15 protein-coding genes are annotated in these 15,733 nt (G+C 68.0%); 2 read left to right on the forward strand and 13 right to left on the reverse strand.

The features are described 5' to 3' along the window. Window positions 1-26: 26 nt before the first annotated feature. Complete coding sequence (locus AKJ13_RS00090) at window positions 27-488, reverse strand: hypothetical protein (RefSeq protein WP_244471459.1); 462 nt, start codon at window positions 486-488, stop codon at window positions 27-29. A 343-nt stretch (window positions 489-831) separates the two neighbouring features. Here AKJ13_RS00090 and AKJ13_RS00095 point away from each other — a divergent pair, with 343 nt between their 5' ends. After that, window positions 832-1,491, forward strand: coding sequence for a hypothetical protein (locus AKJ13_RS00095; protein ID WP_050731582.1), 660 nt, complete (start codon window positions 832-834; stop codon window positions 1,489-1,491). Window positions 1,492-1,503: 12 nt separating this feature from the next. On the opposite strand, the gene AKJ13_RS00100 is transcribed toward AKJ13_RS00095, so the two are convergent. The 3 genes from AKJ13_RS00100 to proS form a co-directional block, all read right to left on the reverse strand. Then, on the reverse strand, window positions 1,504-2,217 hold the full coding sequence (locus tag AKJ13_RS00100) for an ABC transporter ATP-binding protein (protein ID WP_007560718.1): 714 nt from the start codon (window positions 2,215-2,217) through the stop codon (window positions 1,504-1,506). A 13-nt stretch (window positions 2,218-2,230) separates the two neighbouring features. Next, window positions 2,231-3,529, reverse strand: a complete 1,299-nt coding sequence (locus AKJ13_RS00105; RefSeq protein WP_050731583.1) for a lipoprotein-releasing ABC transporter permease subunit — start codon at window positions 3,527-3,529, stop codon at window positions 2,231-2,233. 231 nt (window positions 3,530-3,760) lie between these two features. Further along, a complete protein-coding gene (gene proS / locus AKJ13_RS00110) occupies window positions 3,761-5,086 on the reverse strand; it encodes a proline--tRNA ligase (protein ID WP_050731584.1) in 1,326 nt (441 codons plus the stop codon). Between the two features lie 657 nt (window positions 5,087-5,743). On the opposite strand from proS, the gene AKJ13_RS00115 reads away from it, so the two are divergent. After that, on the forward strand, window positions 5,744-5,941 hold the full coding sequence (locus AKJ13_RS00115; RefSeq protein ID WP_050731585.1) for a hypothetical protein: 198 nt from the start codon (window positions 5,744-5,746) through the stop codon (window positions 5,939-5,941). 29 nt (window positions 5,942-5,970) lie between these two features. Here the strand turns inward: AKJ13_RS00115 and AKJ13_RS00120 are convergent, their stop codons facing one another. The 9 genes from AKJ13_RS00120 to AKJ13_RS00160 all read right to left on the reverse strand — a co-directional run bounded on the left by AKJ13_RS00120 (window position 5,971) and on the right by AKJ13_RS00160 (window position 15,667). Beyond that, window positions 5,971-6,306, reverse strand: coding sequence for a DUF1467 family protein (locus AKJ13_RS00120; RefSeq protein WP_007560726.1), 336 nt, complete (start codon window positions 6,304-6,306; stop codon window positions 5,971-5,973). After that, on the reverse strand, window positions 6,303-6,707 hold the full coding sequence (gene mce, locus AKJ13_RS00125) for a methylmalonyl-CoA epimerase (RefSeq protein ID WP_007560728.1): 405 nt from the start codon (window positions 6,705-6,707) through the stop codon (window positions 6,303-6,305). Before mce ends, AKJ13_RS00120 begins: the two co-directional genes overlap by 4 nt. 268 nt (window positions 6,708-6,975) lie before the next feature. Then, entirely contained in the window at window positions 6,976-8,649 is a 1,674-nt protein-coding gene (locus tag AKJ13_RS00130) for a ribonuclease J (RefSeq protein WP_050731586.1), read from the reverse strand. 16 nt (window positions 8,650-8,665) lie between these two features. Further along, complete coding sequence (locus AKJ13_RS00135) at window positions 8,666-9,469, reverse strand: biotin--[acetyl-CoA-carboxylase] ligase (protein ID WP_050731587.1); 804 nt, start codon at window positions 9,467-9,469, stop codon at window positions 8,666-8,668. Between the two features lie 49 nt (window positions 9,470-9,518). Continuing rightward, window positions 9,519-10,964: an NADH-quinone oxidoreductase subunit NuoN gene (nuoN, locus tag AKJ13_RS00140; RefSeq protein WP_050731588.1), complete on the reverse strand. Its 1,446-nt coding sequence runs from the start codon at window positions 10,962-10,964 to the stop codon at window positions 9,519-9,521. Between the two features lie 10 nt (window positions 10,965-10,974). Further along, window positions 10,975-12,495: an NADH-quinone oxidoreductase subunit M gene (locus AKJ13_RS00145; protein WP_050731589.1), complete on the reverse strand. Its 1,521-nt coding sequence runs from the start codon at window positions 12,493-12,495 to the stop codon at window positions 10,975-10,977. 1 nt (window position 12,496) lies between these two features. Then, window positions 12,497-14,620, reverse strand: a complete 2,124-nt coding sequence (nuoL, locus tag AKJ13_RS00150) for an NADH-quinone oxidoreductase subunit L (protein ID WP_050731590.1) — start codon at window positions 14,618-14,620, stop codon at window positions 12,497-12,499. 98 nt (window positions 14,621-14,718) lie between these two features. Next, the gene (nuoK, locus tag AKJ13_RS00155; RefSeq protein WP_007560740.1) at window positions 14,719-15,024 is read right to left on the reverse strand and encodes an NADH-quinone oxidoreductase subunit NuoK; all 306 of its coding nucleotides are present in this window, start codon (window positions 15,022-15,024) and stop codon (window positions 14,719-14,721) included. 22 nt (window positions 15,025-15,046) lie between these two features. Continuing rightward, window positions 15,047-15,667 carry an NADH-quinone oxidoreductase subunit J gene (locus tag AKJ13_RS00160; protein WP_050731591.1) on the reverse strand — a complete coding sequence of 207 codons (621 nt, stop codon included), beginning with the start codon at window positions 15,665-15,667 and terminating at the stop codon, window positions 15,047-15,049. Window positions 15,668-15,733: the final 66 nt, after the last annotated feature.

Below are 15,733 nucleotides of genomic sequence, written 5' to 3' on the forward strand. Positions count from 1 at the left end.
GGCCGTATCAGCGATACGATGGGCGATCAGGGGCGCCGGGGCATCCGAAAGGCCCGGATGCTCGGCACCGTGCCTGAGGGGGCGGCGAGCCACGCCCGGCGCTGCTCGATCAGCGCCGTGAGCCGTTCGCGTCGGGCGTTGGGGCGCCTGCAGTCGCAGCCGTCGAGGTCCGTGGGCTCGCAGCTGAGGATCGACGCCACCGCGACGACGATGGTGAGAATGGCCAACGCCGCGAACGGCCAAGCGAGGCCGAGCCCGACCAACGCGGCAATCGCGAGCTTCCCGGCCAATGAGCCCACGACCTTGGCCTTCATCAGGACGAGGAGGCTGGTGCCACCCCCCGCCCCGCCGCGCAGGGCGCGGACGATCCGTTTGCGGAAGCGATGCTGTGCGGCCAGGGCCTCCAGGCGTCGCAATTGCCGGCTGACCCGCGCGATCCCCGAACATACCGGATCGGGACCGGCGGCGGCATGGGATCGATCCGTCACCGCCTCTCCCGATCCCGGCTCTCGTCCGACCTGCATGCCCCGAGCCTAGCGCGCCCACCTGCGCGGGTCGATGCCGGCCGAATTTTTCCACGAGCGGAGACACTTTCGCCCGCCAAACCCGCACGGGGCCCTGCAAAGGCTGACGGATCTCCGAGACGGATGTCGCCGGCGGCCGGCCGGCGAATGGAGACTATGGTCCTGCATCGCTGGACATGTGGCCCGACCGCGCGATGATGCGGCTCACGGTGACTGGCGTGCCGACGCCGGGGACGAACGCTGGACGCGGGTTGTTTTTCCAAGGTCGTGGTGCGTCGATCCACGATCGTCTGATCGGGAGGCTGCGGTGATCCGCCTGCTGTCGAGTGTCATGGTGCTGGGTCTGGCGCACGGCGCCTACGTCGCGGATGTCATCGTGGATTATCGGGATGGCGGCTTCCGGGATGCCGAGCCTTCGGTGTTGCCGGACGAGCGGGTCCGGCTGGTGCGGATCATGGCGGAAGAGGCGCCGAAGGCCCTGCGCATGGAACTGGGCACCGATTTCGTGGTGCTGGGCTCGGCCGCCGGCGCGTTCACGCGGGCGGACAGCCGCGAGCGCGCCTATCTCGTCCAAGAGAAGGCACCTGTGGCCAGCGACCCGTTTCCGGATGCGGCGGCACCCGTTCTCGTCGTGGTCGGCGACGGCATGAAGGCGCGCTTCTTCCGCCTTCCCAAGGACGTCCAGTATCAGCGGCTCGTCGCGGCGGCCGATGTCGATCGCGACGGACGCAGCGAGGTGCTGCTCGAATCCGGTGCCTACAACATGGGCGAGAGCGTCACCGCGCTCACCGTCGTCAAGCTCGACCCCGCCACCGGGCTCGCGACACCGGGGCAGGTTCTCCGGGATGTCTTCACCGACAGCTGCGACGGCGGCTCGGGCCGTAAAGCCCGCACGGCCTCGACCCTCGCCCTCGACGCATCGTCGGGAGGTCTCGTCGCGCGCCGCTACCAGCTCAAGTGTCGATGAAGGACGCCGCCCTCACTCCAGCGGCGTGATCAGCCCGTCGCGGATCGTCACCCGGCGGTCCATGCGGGCGGCGAGGTCCAGATTGTGCGTGGCGACCAGGGCCGCGAGGCCCGAGGCCCGCACCAGCGACATCAGCACCGAGAAGACGTGGCCGGCCGTGCCGGGGTCGAGATTGCCGGTGGGCTCGTCGGCGAGCAGCAGCCGCGGGCCGTTGGCCACCGCCCGGGCGATGGCGACGCGCTGCTGCTCGCCCCCCGACAGCTCGGCCGGGCGATGCGGCAGGCGCTCCTTGAGGCCCAGGAAGCTCAGGAGCTCGGTGGCGCGGGCCTTGGCCTCCGCCCGGCCGAGGCCCCGGATCAGCTGCGGCATCACCACGTTCTCGAGCGCCGAGAATTCCGGCAGCAGATGGTGGAACTGGTAGACGAAGCCCATCTCCTCGCGGCGCAGGCGGGTGCGCTCGGCATCCGGCATCGCGGCCGTGGGCCGCCCGCCGATATAGACCTCACCGCCATCGGGCCGCTCCAGCAGGCCCGCGAGGTGCAGAAGCGTGGACTTGCCGGCGCCCGAGGGCGCCACCAGGGCCACGAGCTCCCCGGGCCAGATCGCGAGGTCGGCCCCGCGCAGGATCTCCAGGGCCCCTTCGGCCTGCGGGTAGCGCCGCTCGACGCGGGCAAAGAACAGGGCCGGCACCGGCGGAGTGCCGGCGGGCTGGCTTGCATCGCTCATGGGGTGCGGACCGTCAGCCGTAGCGCAGGGCCTGCACCGGATCGAGCCGGGCGGCACGCCAGGAGGGATAAAGCGTCGCCGCAAGCGACAGCAGGAGCGCGGTGATCACCACGGCGGTGATCTCCTTCGGGTTCATCTGGGCCGGGATCTCGGCGAGGAACCGCACGGTCGGATCCCAGGCGCCGGGAAACAGCACATGCTGGATCGGCTTGATGTTCAGGGTGATCAGGACCCCGAGCCCGAGGCCGCTGAGCGTGCCGACCAGGCCGATCAGCGCGCCGTTGATCAGGAACACGCGCATGATCGTGCCCGGGGTCGCCCCCATGGTGCGCAGGATCGCGATGTCGCTCGACTTGTCGCGCACGAGCAGGATCAGGCCCGAGACGATGTTGAGCGTCGCCACCACGACGATCAGGCTGAGGATCAGGAACATCACGTTGCGCTCGACCTCCAGCGCCCCGAAGAAGGTGCGGTTGCGCTGGCGCCAATCGGTGAGCAGGATCGGGCGCTCGGCCGCCATCTCCAGGGGCTCGCGCATGTCGCCGACCTGATCAGGATTGTCGACGTAGATCTCGATCATGCTGACGTCGCTCTCCCGGTTGAAGAACGCCTGCGCCTCAGTGAGCGGCATGAACACGAAGGTCTGGTCGAACTCGGTCATGCCGACCTCGAACACCGCCTTGACCGCGTAGCTCTTGGTGCGGGGCGCCGTACCGAACGGCGTCGACGAGCCCTTGGGGGTCACCAGCGTGATGTTGTCCCCGGCCTGGAGGCCCAGGGAATCGGCGAGCCGCCGGCCGATCAGGACGCCGCTGCCGTCATCGAACCCCTCAAGGGTACCGCCCCGGATCGCGCTCGACACCGCGGCGAGCGCGTCGAGATCGGCGGCGCGCACGCCGCGCACGATCACGCCGGAGCCGCCGAACTGCGACGAGGCGAAGGCCTGGCCTTCGACGAGCGGCACCGCGGCGCGCACGCCGGCCACCTTCGAAAGGCGCTCCGACAGGTCGACCCAATCGTTGAACGGCCGGTCGATCGGGGTGGCGAACAGGTGCCCGTTGATGCCGACGATCTTGGAGAGGAGTTCCGCCCGGAACCCGTTCATCACCGAGAGCACGATGATCAGGGTGGCGACGCCGAGCGCGATGCCGAGCACGGAGAAGAACGCGACCACCGAGACGCCGCCGCCCCGGCGGCGCGCCCGCAGATAGCGGCCGGCGATGATCCACTCGAACGGTGCGAACGGGGCCGTGCCCTCGCGGAAGGAGGCCGCGAAGCTCCTCACCCGGTCGATCGCCGCTGCTCCCGTCATCGGATTAGCCCTAAGCACCATTGAGCGCGCTGTCGCCGCTCCCGCGGCGAAAATGATGCATGAACACGGATTGAAGCAGAATTGCTGCTCGCAATGCTGCCTAGAGCCGTTCCCGATCGTGTTGCAATCGGAAACGGCGCGCAGGCGGTGTTGCGATGCGCTCGCCGGCACCGAACCGGGATCCGCGTCGGCCGGGAGCGCTCCGGAGTCGCTCGCTCCGCGGCCGAGCGGTCAGACGCGGCGGATGCGGGCCAGCAGGTCGACGGTGGCGAGGCTCTCGCGCTCGCCCCCGGCCCGCCGCTTCAGCTCGACCTTGCCGTCGGCCAGGCCCTTCGGCCCGACGATCACCTGCCAGGGCAGGCCAATCAGGTCGGCGGTGGCGAATTTCGCACCCGGACGCTCGTCGCGGTCGTCGTAGAGCACGGACAGGCCGGCGGCCTCGATCTCCGCCTGGATCTGCGCGCAGGCGGCGTCGGTGCCGGCATCGCCGACCTTGAGGTTGATCAGCGCCACGTCGAAGGGCGCCACCGAATCCGGCCAGATGATCCCGGCCTCGTCGTGGCTCGCCTCGATGATCGCCGCCACCAGCCGGCTCGGGCCGATGCCGTAGGAGCCCATATGGACCGGCCGCTCGATCCCGTCCGGCCCGGCGACCTTGGCGCCCATCGGCTCGGAATACTTGGTGCCGAAATAGAAGATGTGCCCGACCTCGATGCCCCGGGCGGCGAGGCGGTCGGCCTCCGGCACCTCCGCGAAGGCCTCCGGCTCGTGGATCTCGTCGGTGGCGGCGTAATGCGAGGTCCAGGCGTCGACGATGCCCTGGAGCGCGGCCACGTCGTCGAAATCGACGGTCTCAGGCGGGGTCTCGAAATCGAGATAGGCTCGGTCGCAGAACACCTCGCTCTCGCCCGTCTTGGCCAGGATGATGAACTCGTGGGACAGGTCGCCGCCGATCGGGCCGGTATCGGCGCGCATCGGGATCGCCCGGAGGCCGAGCCCCGCGAAGGTGCGCAGATAGGCCACGAACATGCGGTTATAGGCGTGGCGCGCCCCGGCCTGGTCGAAGTCGAACGAGTAGGCGTCCTTCATCAGGAATTCGCGCGAGCGCATCGTGCCGAAGCGCGGCCGCACCTCGTCCCGGAACTTCCAGGAGATCTGGTAGAGGTTCTTGGGCAGGTCCTTGTAGGAGCGCACGCTGGCGCGGAAGATCTCCGTGACCATCTCCTCGGCGGTTGGGCCGTAGAGCATCTCGCGGTCGTGCCGGTCTTTCAGGCGCAGCATCTCCTTGCCGTAGGCGTCGTAACGCCCGGATTCCCGCCACAGCTCGGCCGACTGGACGGTCGGCATCAGGATCTCAATGGCGCCGGAGCGATCCTGCTCCCGGCGGATCACCGCGCAGACGCGCTCCAGCACCCGCAGGCCGAGCGGCAACCAGGCGTAGATCCCGGCCGCCTCCTGACGCACCAGGCCGGCACGCAGCATCAACCGGTGGGAGACGATCTCGGCTTCCTTGGGCGTCTCGCGCAAGGTCGGCATGAAGTAGCGAGAAAGACGCATGTTTTCCGAGTCTTGGCCTGGATCGGGCCGGGAGGAACCACGGCACGACGGCACACAACACGCCGGGGCCGCAAATTACAAGCACCGTCGGATCACGGCGCGCGTAATCGGGCCGCGCCGCCACGGGCCGGCCAGCCGGGCCCGATGCCGCAATCGGAAGCGATCTGCCCATTTGCCGGCAAGAAAGCGCAGATTTTTCTCGCAGACCCGGTGACAACACGAATTGTTGTTCCTATAAGCGGGACGTGATGTTTGCGACGCCCGCAAGAGGCGGCGCAGGGTCCGAGTCTCGGGAGGAAAACCGACCGCCACGCAGGCAATGCGTAGGACAATTAAAGGTCGAGCCACTGCAGCTTGAAAAGCAAGGCCTTGGGCCTTGCTTTTTTTGTTGTTGGACATCCTTCGCGGCGGCGCCCCCGATCCTTCGACGGAGACGCGAACCCTGAATACGGCGCTCCCCAGCTCATCGGCCGCGAGTCTTGCCTGCCGATCAGGGTGCGTTGCCTGCCTGCGGCAATCGGCATGCTGTGAAGAGCGGTGAAAGCGCGAACAAGTCGATGGTTTGTCGACTATTGGACTTTGCCGGCGCAAGCGATTAACCCGCAACACCTTTTCGCGGCGCATGCTGGGGGATGGACCTTAACGGGTGAGCCCGCCATGCATTTTCAGATCCGCCAGGCCGAGCATCTCTGGTCCTGGGTCCTGCTCAACGAAGCCGACGAGACGGTCGCTGAATCGAACCGGACCTTCCCGTCGGCGGCACAGGCCTCCGCGGCCGCCCTCGCCTTCGCCCATCTGGTCTCGCGCGCGGGCAAGGCGCTGACGGTGCGGTCGTCTTCCGGGACGCTGCTGTAGACCGGCCGTCTTCCGTAGGGGCCCCAGCCCTACAATCCCGTCAGCGGGAACACCGCCAGAGCGGCCAGGAAGGCGACACCGGCGACCAGCGTCGTCCAGATCGCCTTCTCGCGCAGCCGCGGAGAGGCCGGAGCGCCGAGGTCCTGTCCCGGAACCACGTGCCCGGGCCGGGTCTCGGGCTGGTTGCGCAGGGGCAGCACCGCGAAGAGCAGCGTCCACCACACGACGAAGTAGAGCGCGATCGCCCCGCCGATGGTGAGCCTGAACTGGCTCACCCCGACGGCCACGAAGGCGGCCACGAGCACGGCCACGGCGACCAGGGTCGCCGGGGTCGAGCGCGTCAGCGTGGTCAGGATCCGGCTCACACCTGCTCCAACTCGACCAGCGTGCCGAGAAAGTCCTTGGGGTGCAGGAACAGGACCGGCTTGCCATGGGCGCCGATCCGCGGCTCGCCCGTGCCGAGCACCCGGGCGCCCTGCGCCTTCAGCCGGTCGCGGGCGGCCAGGATGTCGTCGACCTCGTAGCAGACGTGGTGGATGCCGCCGCCCGGATTGCGGGCCACGAAGGCCTCGATCGGCGAGCCCTCGCCGAGCGGCGCCATCAGCTCGATCTTGCTGTTCGGCAATTCCACGAACACCACCGTGACCCCGTGCTCGGGCTGCGGCAGCGGCGGTGTGAGTGTGGCGCCCAGCGTGTCGCGATAGACCGCGCAGGCGGCGTCGAGATCCTGCACGGCGATGGCCACGTGATTGAGCCGCCCGATCATTTTTTGATTCCTCCCACCATCGAAGCTCTCTTTCCGAGAGCGTCTTGTCCGGGCTGCGGCTCAGCCACTGCGAGCTGACGCCACGTGCCCCCCTCCCGTGCGGGAGAGGGTTGGGGTGAGGGATCCGCCCTATCCGGAAGATCCTGCCCCCTCACCCTGTCCCTCTCCCAATCGGGAGAGGGGGCCTGCGCAGCGTCCGGCTGTCGTCAGACAAGCCGGTGCATCCCACGCCCGAGACACTAGAGCGCCGTCGGGTCGGCAACCAGTGTCACACCTCGACGACCTGCACGTGGCAGGCGGGCTTCTTGCCCCAGACCTCGTTGACGGCCGTGCGCACGGCCCGGTCGACCGTCTTCTCGACGCCCTCCGAGTCCTTGAGCTTGCCGCGCGACATCCCCGACAGGGTGCGCGAGACCGCATCGACCACCGTCTCGATCAGCGGCTCGCCGGAACGGCCGCGGTTGGGCAGGCCGATGATGTCCACCGCCGGATCGCCCAGCACGACGCCGTCCTCGTCGATGGCGATCGCCACCGAGACCAGGCCGGCCTGCATCAGCTTGCGCCGCTCCGGGATCGCCCGGTCCTTCTCGTCGATCAGGACGTTGCCGTCCTTGTACAGGCGGCCGGCCTTCACATGGTCGATGACCTCGGGCTTGCCGGGGCTGAGGCGGACCAGGCTGCCGTTGCGGGCCTTGACCACGTTCTGGACGCCCTGGGCCCTGGCGAAGCGGGCATGCTCGTCGAGGTGCAGCGCCTCGCCATGGACCGGGATCGCGGTGCCCGGCCGGGTCCACTTGTACATCTCGACCATCTCGTCCCGCCGGGGATGGCCGGAGACGTGGACCAGTTCGGTCCGGTCGGTGATGACCTCAACGCCCTGCTCGACCAGATCGTTGATGATCGAGCCGACATCGCGCTCGTTGCCGGGGATCGCCCGGGAGGAGAAGATCACCCGGTCGCCGGCGGCCAGGCTGATATCCGGATGGTCCCGGCGGGAGACCCGGGCCAGCGCCGCCCGCGGCTCGCCCTGCGAGCCGGTGAGCAGGGCCACGACCCGCTCGCGGGGCAGGTTCTTCCAGGAATCCGACCGGCGGAACTCGGGCAGGCCGTCGAGGTAGCCGCACTCGCGCGCCACGTCGATCACCCGGTCCATGGCCCGGCCGACCGCGACGACCTCGCGCCCGCAGGCGGCGGCCGCCTCGGCCACCGCGCGGATGCGGGCGACGTTCGACGCGAAGGTGGTGACCGCGACCCGGTGAGGGGAATCCGCGATCAGGGTCTTGAGGGTGGCGGCAACTTCCTTCTCGCTCGGCGAGAAGCCCTCGCGGACCACGTTGGTCGAGTCGCAGACCAGCGCCAGGATGCCCTCGTCGCCGAGTGCCGTGAACGCCTCCGGCGAGGTGATGTCGCCGGCCACCGGGGTCGGGTCGATCTTCCAGTCGCCGGTATGGACCACCAAGCCCGCAGCCGTGCGGATCGCGATGGCGTTCGACTCGGGGATCGAGTGCGAGACCGGGACGTAGTCGATCTCGAACGGGCCGACGGTCACGCGCCGGCCGGGCTTCACCTCGCGCAGCTCGACCTTCGGGGCGCCGGGCTCGGAAAGGCGGCGCGTCTCCAGCAGGTTCTTGGCGAAGCGCGTCGCGTAGACCGGCACCTTGAGGCGCGGCCACAGCTCCGAGATCGCCCCGATATGGTCCTCGTGCGCGTGGGTGATGAAGATCCCCAGCAGGTCCTTCCGCCTCTCCTCGATGAAGGAGAGATCGGGGAACATCAGGTCGATCCCCGGCATCTGCTCCTCGCCGGCGAAGCCCATGCCGCAATCGACCATGATCCACTTCCGGCCCTTCTCCGGACCGAACCCGTAGAGGGCCGCATTCATCCCGATCTCGCCCACGCCGCCGAGCGGCAGGAAGACCAGCTCCTCCTGTCCCATCACCATCTGTCGTCGTCCAACGTCATGCCGCCGTCGCGGCCGTTCCGAAATGCACCTCGCCCGCCGTCACGGTATGCCGTTTTCCGTCGGGGGCGAGGATCACGAGCCGCCCCCCCTCGTCGATGGTCTCGAACACCCCCCGCAGGATGTGCTCGCCGCTGCGCACCGCGATCTCCGACCCAAGACCCGCGGCCCGCGCGAGCCAATCCTCGCGCAGGTCAGCGAAATTCCGTCCCCGGTCCCAGGCGCGTGCACGCACCGCCATCCGGTCCGAGAGATGTTCCAGTAGCGCTTCGGCGTTGCCGGCGTAACCCGTCGCGGCCAAGCTCGCGGCCTCGAGCCCCTGCGGCGCCGCCGCGACGTTGACGCCGAAGCCGATCACCGCCGCCCTGCGGCCACCCGGCAGCGTCTCCGCCTCGAGCAGGAGCCCGGCGAGCTTCCGGCCGTCGAGCAGCACGTCGTTCGGCCATTTCAACCAGACAGATCGGGCTCTGCGGCCGGTTCGGGTATCCGGCAGGGTGCCGCAGGCCGTCTCCAGCGCCTCGATCAGGGCGAGGCCCGCGACGAAGCCGAGTTCGGCGAGGTGACCCGGCGCCACCCCGGCCACCGGCCAGAGGACGCTGGCGGCCAGGTTGCCCGGCAGCGACGCCCAGACGTTGCCGCGCCGACCGCGGCCCGCCTCCTGCCGATGCGTGACTACCCAGAGCGGGCCGGTCTCCCCGGCCCGAGCCTGCGCCATGGCCTCCGTATTGGTCGAGCCGAGACTGTCGTGGACGTGCAGGCGGTGGCCCTGGGCGCGCGCCTCGGACCCGAGACGGTAGCTCAAGGCGTTCTTTTCTGATCGCGCCGCAGGCTCATCGGAAGCGAGGCTGGGTCTAGAATAGGGACCGGGCCGCCCGGCCGGCGACGCCGACCAGCGGTCCGGGGAGCAGGAAGAACAGCACCACCACGACGCTCGACAGTGCGAGCACGACGCGCAGGCCCGGGGCCATCGCCTCGTAGGGCTCCTTCGGCTCGTCGAAATACATGATCTTGACCAGCCGCAGGTAGTAGTAGGCGCCGACCACGCTGGTCACCACGCCGATCACCGCCAGGGTCACAAGGCCGGCCTTGATGGCGGCGGCGAAGACGTAGAATTTGGCGAAGAACCCGGCGAGCGGCGGGATGCCGGCCAGCGAGAACATCATCGCGGCGAGGCAGAAGGCCACCCAGGGATGAGTGCGCGACAGGCCCGACAGGTCGTCGATCGACTCGAACATCACCTCCCGGCGCCGCAGCGACAAGATGATCGCGAAGGTGCCCAGCGTCATCGCCAGGTAGATGATCATGTAGGTCACGAGCCCGCTGATCCCCTCCTCGGAGCCGCAGGCGAGCCCGATCAGCGCGTAGCCGATATTGGCGATCGACGAGTAGGCCATCAGGCGCTTGATCGAGCGCTGGCCGATGGCCGCGAACGAGCCGAGCGCCATCGAGACCACGGCGACGAAGATGAAGATCTGCTGCCAGATCGCCGTCACGTCCGGCATGGCGCCGATGAAGACCCGTACCGTCATGGCGACGGCGGCCATCTTGGGCGCGGTGGCGAAGAAGGCGGTCACCGGGGTCGGCGAGCCCTCGTAGACGTCGGGCGTCCACATGTGGAACGGCACCGCCGCCATCTTGAAGCAGACGCCGGCGGCCAGGAACACGATGCCCAGCACGATGCCGAGCCCGGCCGTCTCGTTGAGCGCCGAGACGATGCCGGGGAACGAGACCGTGCCGGTGAAGCCGTAGACCAGGGAGGCGCCGTAGAGCAGCATCCCGGAGGAGAGCGCACCGAGCACGAAGTACTTCAGGCCGGCCTCGGTGGAGCGGGCGTCGTCCCGGTGGAACGCCGCGATCACGTAGGCGGCCAGCGATTGCAGCTCGAGGCCGAGATAGAGCGCGATCAGGTCGTTGGCCGAGACCATGACCATCATGCCGATGGTGCAGAGCACGATCAGCACCGGAAACTCGAACCGGTCGATATGCTCGCGCTTGAAGAAGTCGTGCGCCAGCAGGATCGTCGCCGCGGAGCCGAGCAGCACCAGCGACTTCATCACCTTGGAGAAGGCGTCCGAGACGAAGGCGCCCGACAGGGTGGTCACCCGGCCGGCGGTCGGCTGCGACAGCACCACAAACAGGGCGAACAGCAGCAGGACCAGGGCGCCGATGCTGACGCTTTCGGCGGAGCGGTCGCCGCGCCAGGCGCCGTAGAGGATCAGGAGCAGCACCCCGACGCCGAGGATCAGCTCGGGCAGGAGCGGGGCCAGCGAGGGCAGGACGGAGTGGACGGTGGGCATCTGTTCCGTCTCAGCGTGCGAGCGGCAGCGCGGCGGCCGCGGTCTGGGTGTTGGCGAGGGCGGCCTTCATGCCGGCCATCAGCGCGTCGGTCGAGGGCGCGAAGACGTCGAGCACGGGGGCCGGATGCACGCCGTAATAGATCGTCAGCACGACCAGCGGCGCCAGGATGATCTTCTCCCGCGTGTCGAGGTCGAGGATGCCCTGCAGGTTCGGCTTCTCCAGCTTGCCGTAGATCACCCTTGCGTAGAGCCACAGGGCGTAAGCCGCCGACAGGATGATGCCGAAGGTCGAGAAGAAGGCGACGTTCGGGTTCGCCTTGAAGGCGCCGAGCATCGACAGGAACTCGCCCACGAAGCCGGAGGTGCCGGGCAGGCCGACATTGGCCATGGTGAACACCATCATGGCCACCGCGTAGAGCGGCATCCGCTTCACCAGGCCGCCATAGGCGGCGATCTCGCGGGTGTGCATCCGGTCGTAGACCACGCCGACGCAGAGGAAGAGCGCCGCCGCCACGATGCCGTGGGAGATCATCAGGAACAGCGCGCCCTGGATGCCCTGCTCGTTCAGGGTGAACAGGCCGAGCGTCACGAAGCCCATATGGGCCACCGACGAGTAGGCGATCAGCTTCTTGATGTCGGTCTGCATCATCGCGGTGAGCGAAGTGAAGATGATCGCGATTACCGAGAGAGCGAAGACCAGAGGGGCGAAGTCGTGGCTCGCCACCGGCAGCATCGGCAGGGAGATCCGGATGAAGCCGTAGCCGCCCATCTTCAGCAGGATGCCCGCCAGGATCACGGAGCCGGCCGTGGGCGCCTCGACGTGCGCGTCGGGCAGCCAGGTATGGACCGGCCACATCGGCATCTTCACCGCGAAGGAGGCGAAGAAGGCCAGCCAGAGCCAGGTCTGCATCCCCACCGGGAAGCGGTACTGGAGCAGGGTCGGGATGTCGGTGGTGCCGGCCTGCCAGTACATCGCCATCACGGCGAGCAGCATCAGCACGGAGCCCAGCAGGGTGTAGAGGAAGAACTTGAAGCTCGCGTAGATCCGCCGCGCCCCGCCCCAGATGCCGATGATCAGGAACATCGGGATCAGGCCGGCCTCGAAGAACAGGTAGAACAGCAGCAGGTCGAGGGAGGCGAACACGCCGATCATCGTCGTCTCGAGGACGAGGAAGGCGACGAAGTATTCCTTAACGCGGACGTGGATCGAGGTCCACGACGCGCCGATGCAGAACGGCATCAGGAAGGTGGTGAGCAGGATCAGCGGCATCGAGAAGCCGTCGACGCCCAGCTTGAACCGGATTGTCTCGGCCAGCCACGGATGGCTCTCGACCAGCTGGAAGCTCGCCGACGAGGCGTCGTAGCGACCCCAGGCCACCAGCGAGAGCAGGAAGGTGACGATCGTGGTGGCGAGCGCCGCCCAGCGGCTGTTGCGCGCCACCGACTCGTCGTCGCCCTTGAGGGTGAGGATGAAGGCCGCCCCGCAGAGCGGGACGATCAGCAGGCCGGAGAGGATGCCGAGGCCGAGCATATCAGTGAGCACCCTTGGGCAGGCCGGCCATCAGGTACCAGCTGATCAGGCCGGCCACGCCGATGAGCATGACGAAGGCGTAGTGGTAAACGTAGCCCGTCTGCAGGCGGACCACGCCGCGGGTCACGTCGACGACGCGCGCCGCGATGCCGTTGGGGCCGAGTCCGTCGATGATCTTTCCGTCGCCCTGCTTCCAGAGGAACAGGCCGAAATCCTTGGCCGGACGGACGAAGATCCGGTCGTAGAGCTCGTCGAAGTACCACTTGTTGAGCAGGAACCGGTACAGCGACGGCTGCTGCGCGGCGAGCGCCCCCGGCAGTTCCGGACGGCGGATATACATCCAGAAGGCCAGGACGAAGCCGAGGATCAGCATGATCAGCGGCGCGTAGGAGACCAGCGCCGGGACCTCGTGGATCTCGTGCATGATGTGGTTCTCGGGGCCGTGCGCCAGGGCATGGCCCCAGAACGCATCCATGCCGGATCCGATGAAGCGATCGTGGAAGATGATCCCGGCGAACAGCGCGCCGAAGGCGAGGATCGCCAGCGGGATGGTCATCACCAGCGGGCTCTCATGGGGCGTGTGGTCCCCGTGATGGCCGTGGCCGTGATGATCGTCCGCGACGAGGTCGCTCTTGTGGGCCGGCTCGACGTCGTGGCCGTGATCGTCGTGGGCCACGCCCTCGGTATGGCCCGGGGCGCCGTCGGCCTCGTGGGCCAGGGCGGCAACAGAGGTGCCTGAATGCGCGACCGCCGGGGCGGCGTGGTGGTCATGCGCTGCGTGGACGCCCCAGCGGGCCGGCCCCTCGAAGGTCATGAAGAACAGGCGCCAGGAATAGAAGGACGTGAAGAACGCCGCCACCACGGTGCACAGGAAGGCGAGCGTGTGGCCGGGTCGGGTCGAGGCGTAGGCGGCCTCGATGATCGCGTCCTTGGAATAGTAGCCGGCCGTGTAGGGAAAACCGATCAGCGCCAGGGAGCCGATCGCCATCATGGCGCAGGTGAACGGGATGTGGGATCGCAGGCCGCCCATGTTCCGCATGTCCTGCTCGTGGTGCATCGCGTGGATGACCGAGCCGGCTCCGAGGAACAGCAGCGCCTTGAAGAAGGCGTGGGTGAACAGGTGGAACACCCCAGCCGAGTAGGCGCCGACGCCGAGCGCCACGAACATGTAGCCAAGCTGCGAGCAGGTCGAGTAGGCGATCACCCGCTTGATGTCGTTCTGCACCAGCCCGATCGTGGCTGCGAAGAAGGCCGTGATGCCGCCGATCACCGTGACGACGATCAGCGCGTTCGGCGCCTCCTCGAACAGCGGCGACAGGCGGGCGACCATGAACACGCCGGCGGTCACCATGGTGGCGGCGTGGATCAGCGCGGAGACCGGGGTCGGGCCCTCCATGGCGTCCGGCAGCCAGGTGTGCAGCAGGAACTGCGCCGACTTGCCCATGGCGCCCATGAACAGCAGCAGGCAGGCCAGCGTCAGCGCGTTCCAGTCATGGCCGAGCAGGTGGAAGCTCAGGGTCTTGATCGCGTCGACCTTGGCGAAGACCGCATCGAACGCCACCGAGCCGGTCAGGACGAAGACCAGGAAAATGCCCAGCGAGAAGCCGAAATCGCCGACCCGGTTGACGATGAACGCCTTCATGGCGGCGGCGTTGGCCGAGGGCTTTTCGTACCAGAAGCCGATCAGCAGGTAGGAGGCGAGACCGACGCCCTCCCAGCCGAAGAACATCTGCACGAGGTTGTCGGCCGTCACCAGCATCAGCATGGCGAAGGTGAACAGCGACAGGTAGGCGAAGAACCGCGGCCGGTGCGGATCCTCGTGCATGTAGCCGACGGAGTAGAGGTGGACGAGGGTCGAGACCGTGGTGACGACCACGAGCATCACCCGGGTCAGCGCATCGACCTTGAAGGCCCAGTCGACCGTGAGGTCGCCGGCCGAGAACCAGGACGCAACCTGCACCCGTTCGGCGTGCCCGCCCTCGAGGAACACGCCCCAGGCGATCAGGGCCGTGAAGGCGAGGAACGCCGTCGTGATGTACTCGCAGGCCCGGGCCCCGATATACCGACCGAACAGGCCGGCGATCAGGAAGCCGATGAGCGGGAAGAAGACGATCGCGTGATACATCGCTCTCTTGCAGTCCGTCCTCCGGGCCGGCCGCGGGGCGGCGGCATCCGGATTGTCACTCGGGGCCCGTCAACTCAGGGCGCGCGAAAAAGGGCGCCCTAGCCCTTCATCATGCTCACGTCCTCGACCGCGATGGAGCCGCGGTTGCGGAAGAAGACCACGAGGATGGCGAGGCCGATGGCCGATTCGGCGGCCGCGACGGTCAGCACGAACAGGGCGAAGACCTGTCCGGTGATGTCGTTCAGCTGCGTCGAGAAGGCGACCAGGTTGATGTTGACCGCGAGCAGGATCAGTTCGATCGACATCAGGATGACGATGACGTTCTTGCGGTTGATGAAGATCCCGAGCACGCCCAGCGTGAACAGGATCGCCGCGACGGTGAGGTAGTGGCTCAGGCCGATCATCGTTCGAAACCTCCGGCGGGCATCAGACCTCGACACCCTGGCGGGAGGGCACCTTGCGGGTCTCCACCGCCATGCTCTGGGTGCGGGCGTTCTGGACCGAGATGTTCTGGCGCTTGACGCCCGGGCGGTCGCGCAGAGTCAGCACGATCGCGCCGATCATCGCCACCAGCAGGATCAGGCCCGCAAGCTGGAAGAAGTAGGCGTATTCCGTGTAGATCACCCGGCCGAGGGCCTGAGCGTTGGTGACATTCTCGGCCGCCGCGACGTTGCCGAGTGGCGCCTGCACCGAGCCCGGATCGATCGTCCAGGAGCCGACCACCAGGAGCAGCTCGACCAGGAAGATCGCGCCGATCAGGCCGCCGATCGGCAAGTATTGCTGGAATCCCTGGCGCAGCTCGGCGAAGTCCACGTCGAGCATCATCACGACGAACAGGAACAGCACCGCGACCGCGCCGACATAGACGACGACGAGGATCATCGCCAGGAACTCGGCGCCCATCAGGACGAACAGCCCGGCGGCGTTGACGAAGGCGAGGATCAGGAACAGCACCGAGGCGACGGGATTGCGCGAGGCGATCACCATGAAGCCCGACGCGACCGTGACGCTCGCGAACAGATAGAAGAAGGCGGCTGCTGCGGTCATGCGCTCGTCGGGATCGGCCGCCGAAGCGGCCCCTTCTGCCTTGCGTGGAAACGGGCCGCAGCGGGC

Origin of the sequence: Methylobacterium sp. ARG-1 (genome assembly GCF_001262595.1) — a bacterium.
GTDB lineage: Bacteria > Pseudomonadota > Alphaproteobacteria > Rhizobiales > Beijerinckiaceae > Methylobacterium > Methylobacterium brachiatum.

Bases quoted from the DNA above. Each gene is read 5' to 3' on its own strand.
- AKJ13_RS00100 (WP_007560718.1), bottom strand. From the start codon at position 2,217: ATGAGCGATGCAAGCCAGCCCGCCGGCACTCCGCCGGTGCCGGCCCTG.
- AKJ13_RS00105 (WP_050731583.1), bottom strand. From the start codon at position 3,529: ATGACGGGAGCAGCGGCGATCGACCGGGTGAGGAGCTTCGCGGCCTCC.
- proS (WP_050731584.1), bottom strand. From the start codon at position 5,086: ATGCGTCTTTCTCGCTACTTCATGCCGACCTTGCGCGAGACGCCCAAG.
- AKJ13_RS00115 (WP_050731585.1), top strand. From the start codon at position 5,744: ATGCATTTTCAGATCCGCCAGGCCGAGCATCTCTGGTCCTGGGTCCTG.
- mce (WP_007560728.1), bottom strand. From the start codon at position 6,707: ATGATCGGGCGGCTCAATCACGTGGCCATCGCCGTGCAGGATCTCGAC.
- AKJ13_RS00130 (WP_050731586.1), bottom strand. From the start codon at position 8,649: ATGGTGATGGGACAGGAGGAGCTGGTCTTCCTGCCGCTCGGCGGCGTG.
- nuoN (WP_050731588.1), bottom strand. From the start codon at position 10,964: ATGCCCACCGTCCACTCCGTCCTGCCCTCGCTGGCCCCGCTCCTGCCC.
- AKJ13_RS00145 (WP_050731589.1), bottom strand. From the start codon at position 12,495: ATGCTCGGCCTCGGCATCCTCTCCGGCCTGCTGATCGTCCCGCTCTGC.
- nuoL (WP_050731590.1), bottom strand. From the start codon at position 14,620: ATGTATCACGCGATCGTCTTCTTCCCGCTCATCGGCTTCCTGATCGCC.
- nuoK (WP_007560740.1), bottom strand. From the start codon at position 15,024: ATGATCGGCCTGAGCCACTACCTCACCGTCGCGGCGATCCTGTTCACG.
- AKJ13_RS00160 (WP_050731591.1), bottom strand. From the start codon at position 15,667: ATGACCGCAGCAGCCGCCTTCTTCTATCTGTTCGCGAGCGTCACGGTC.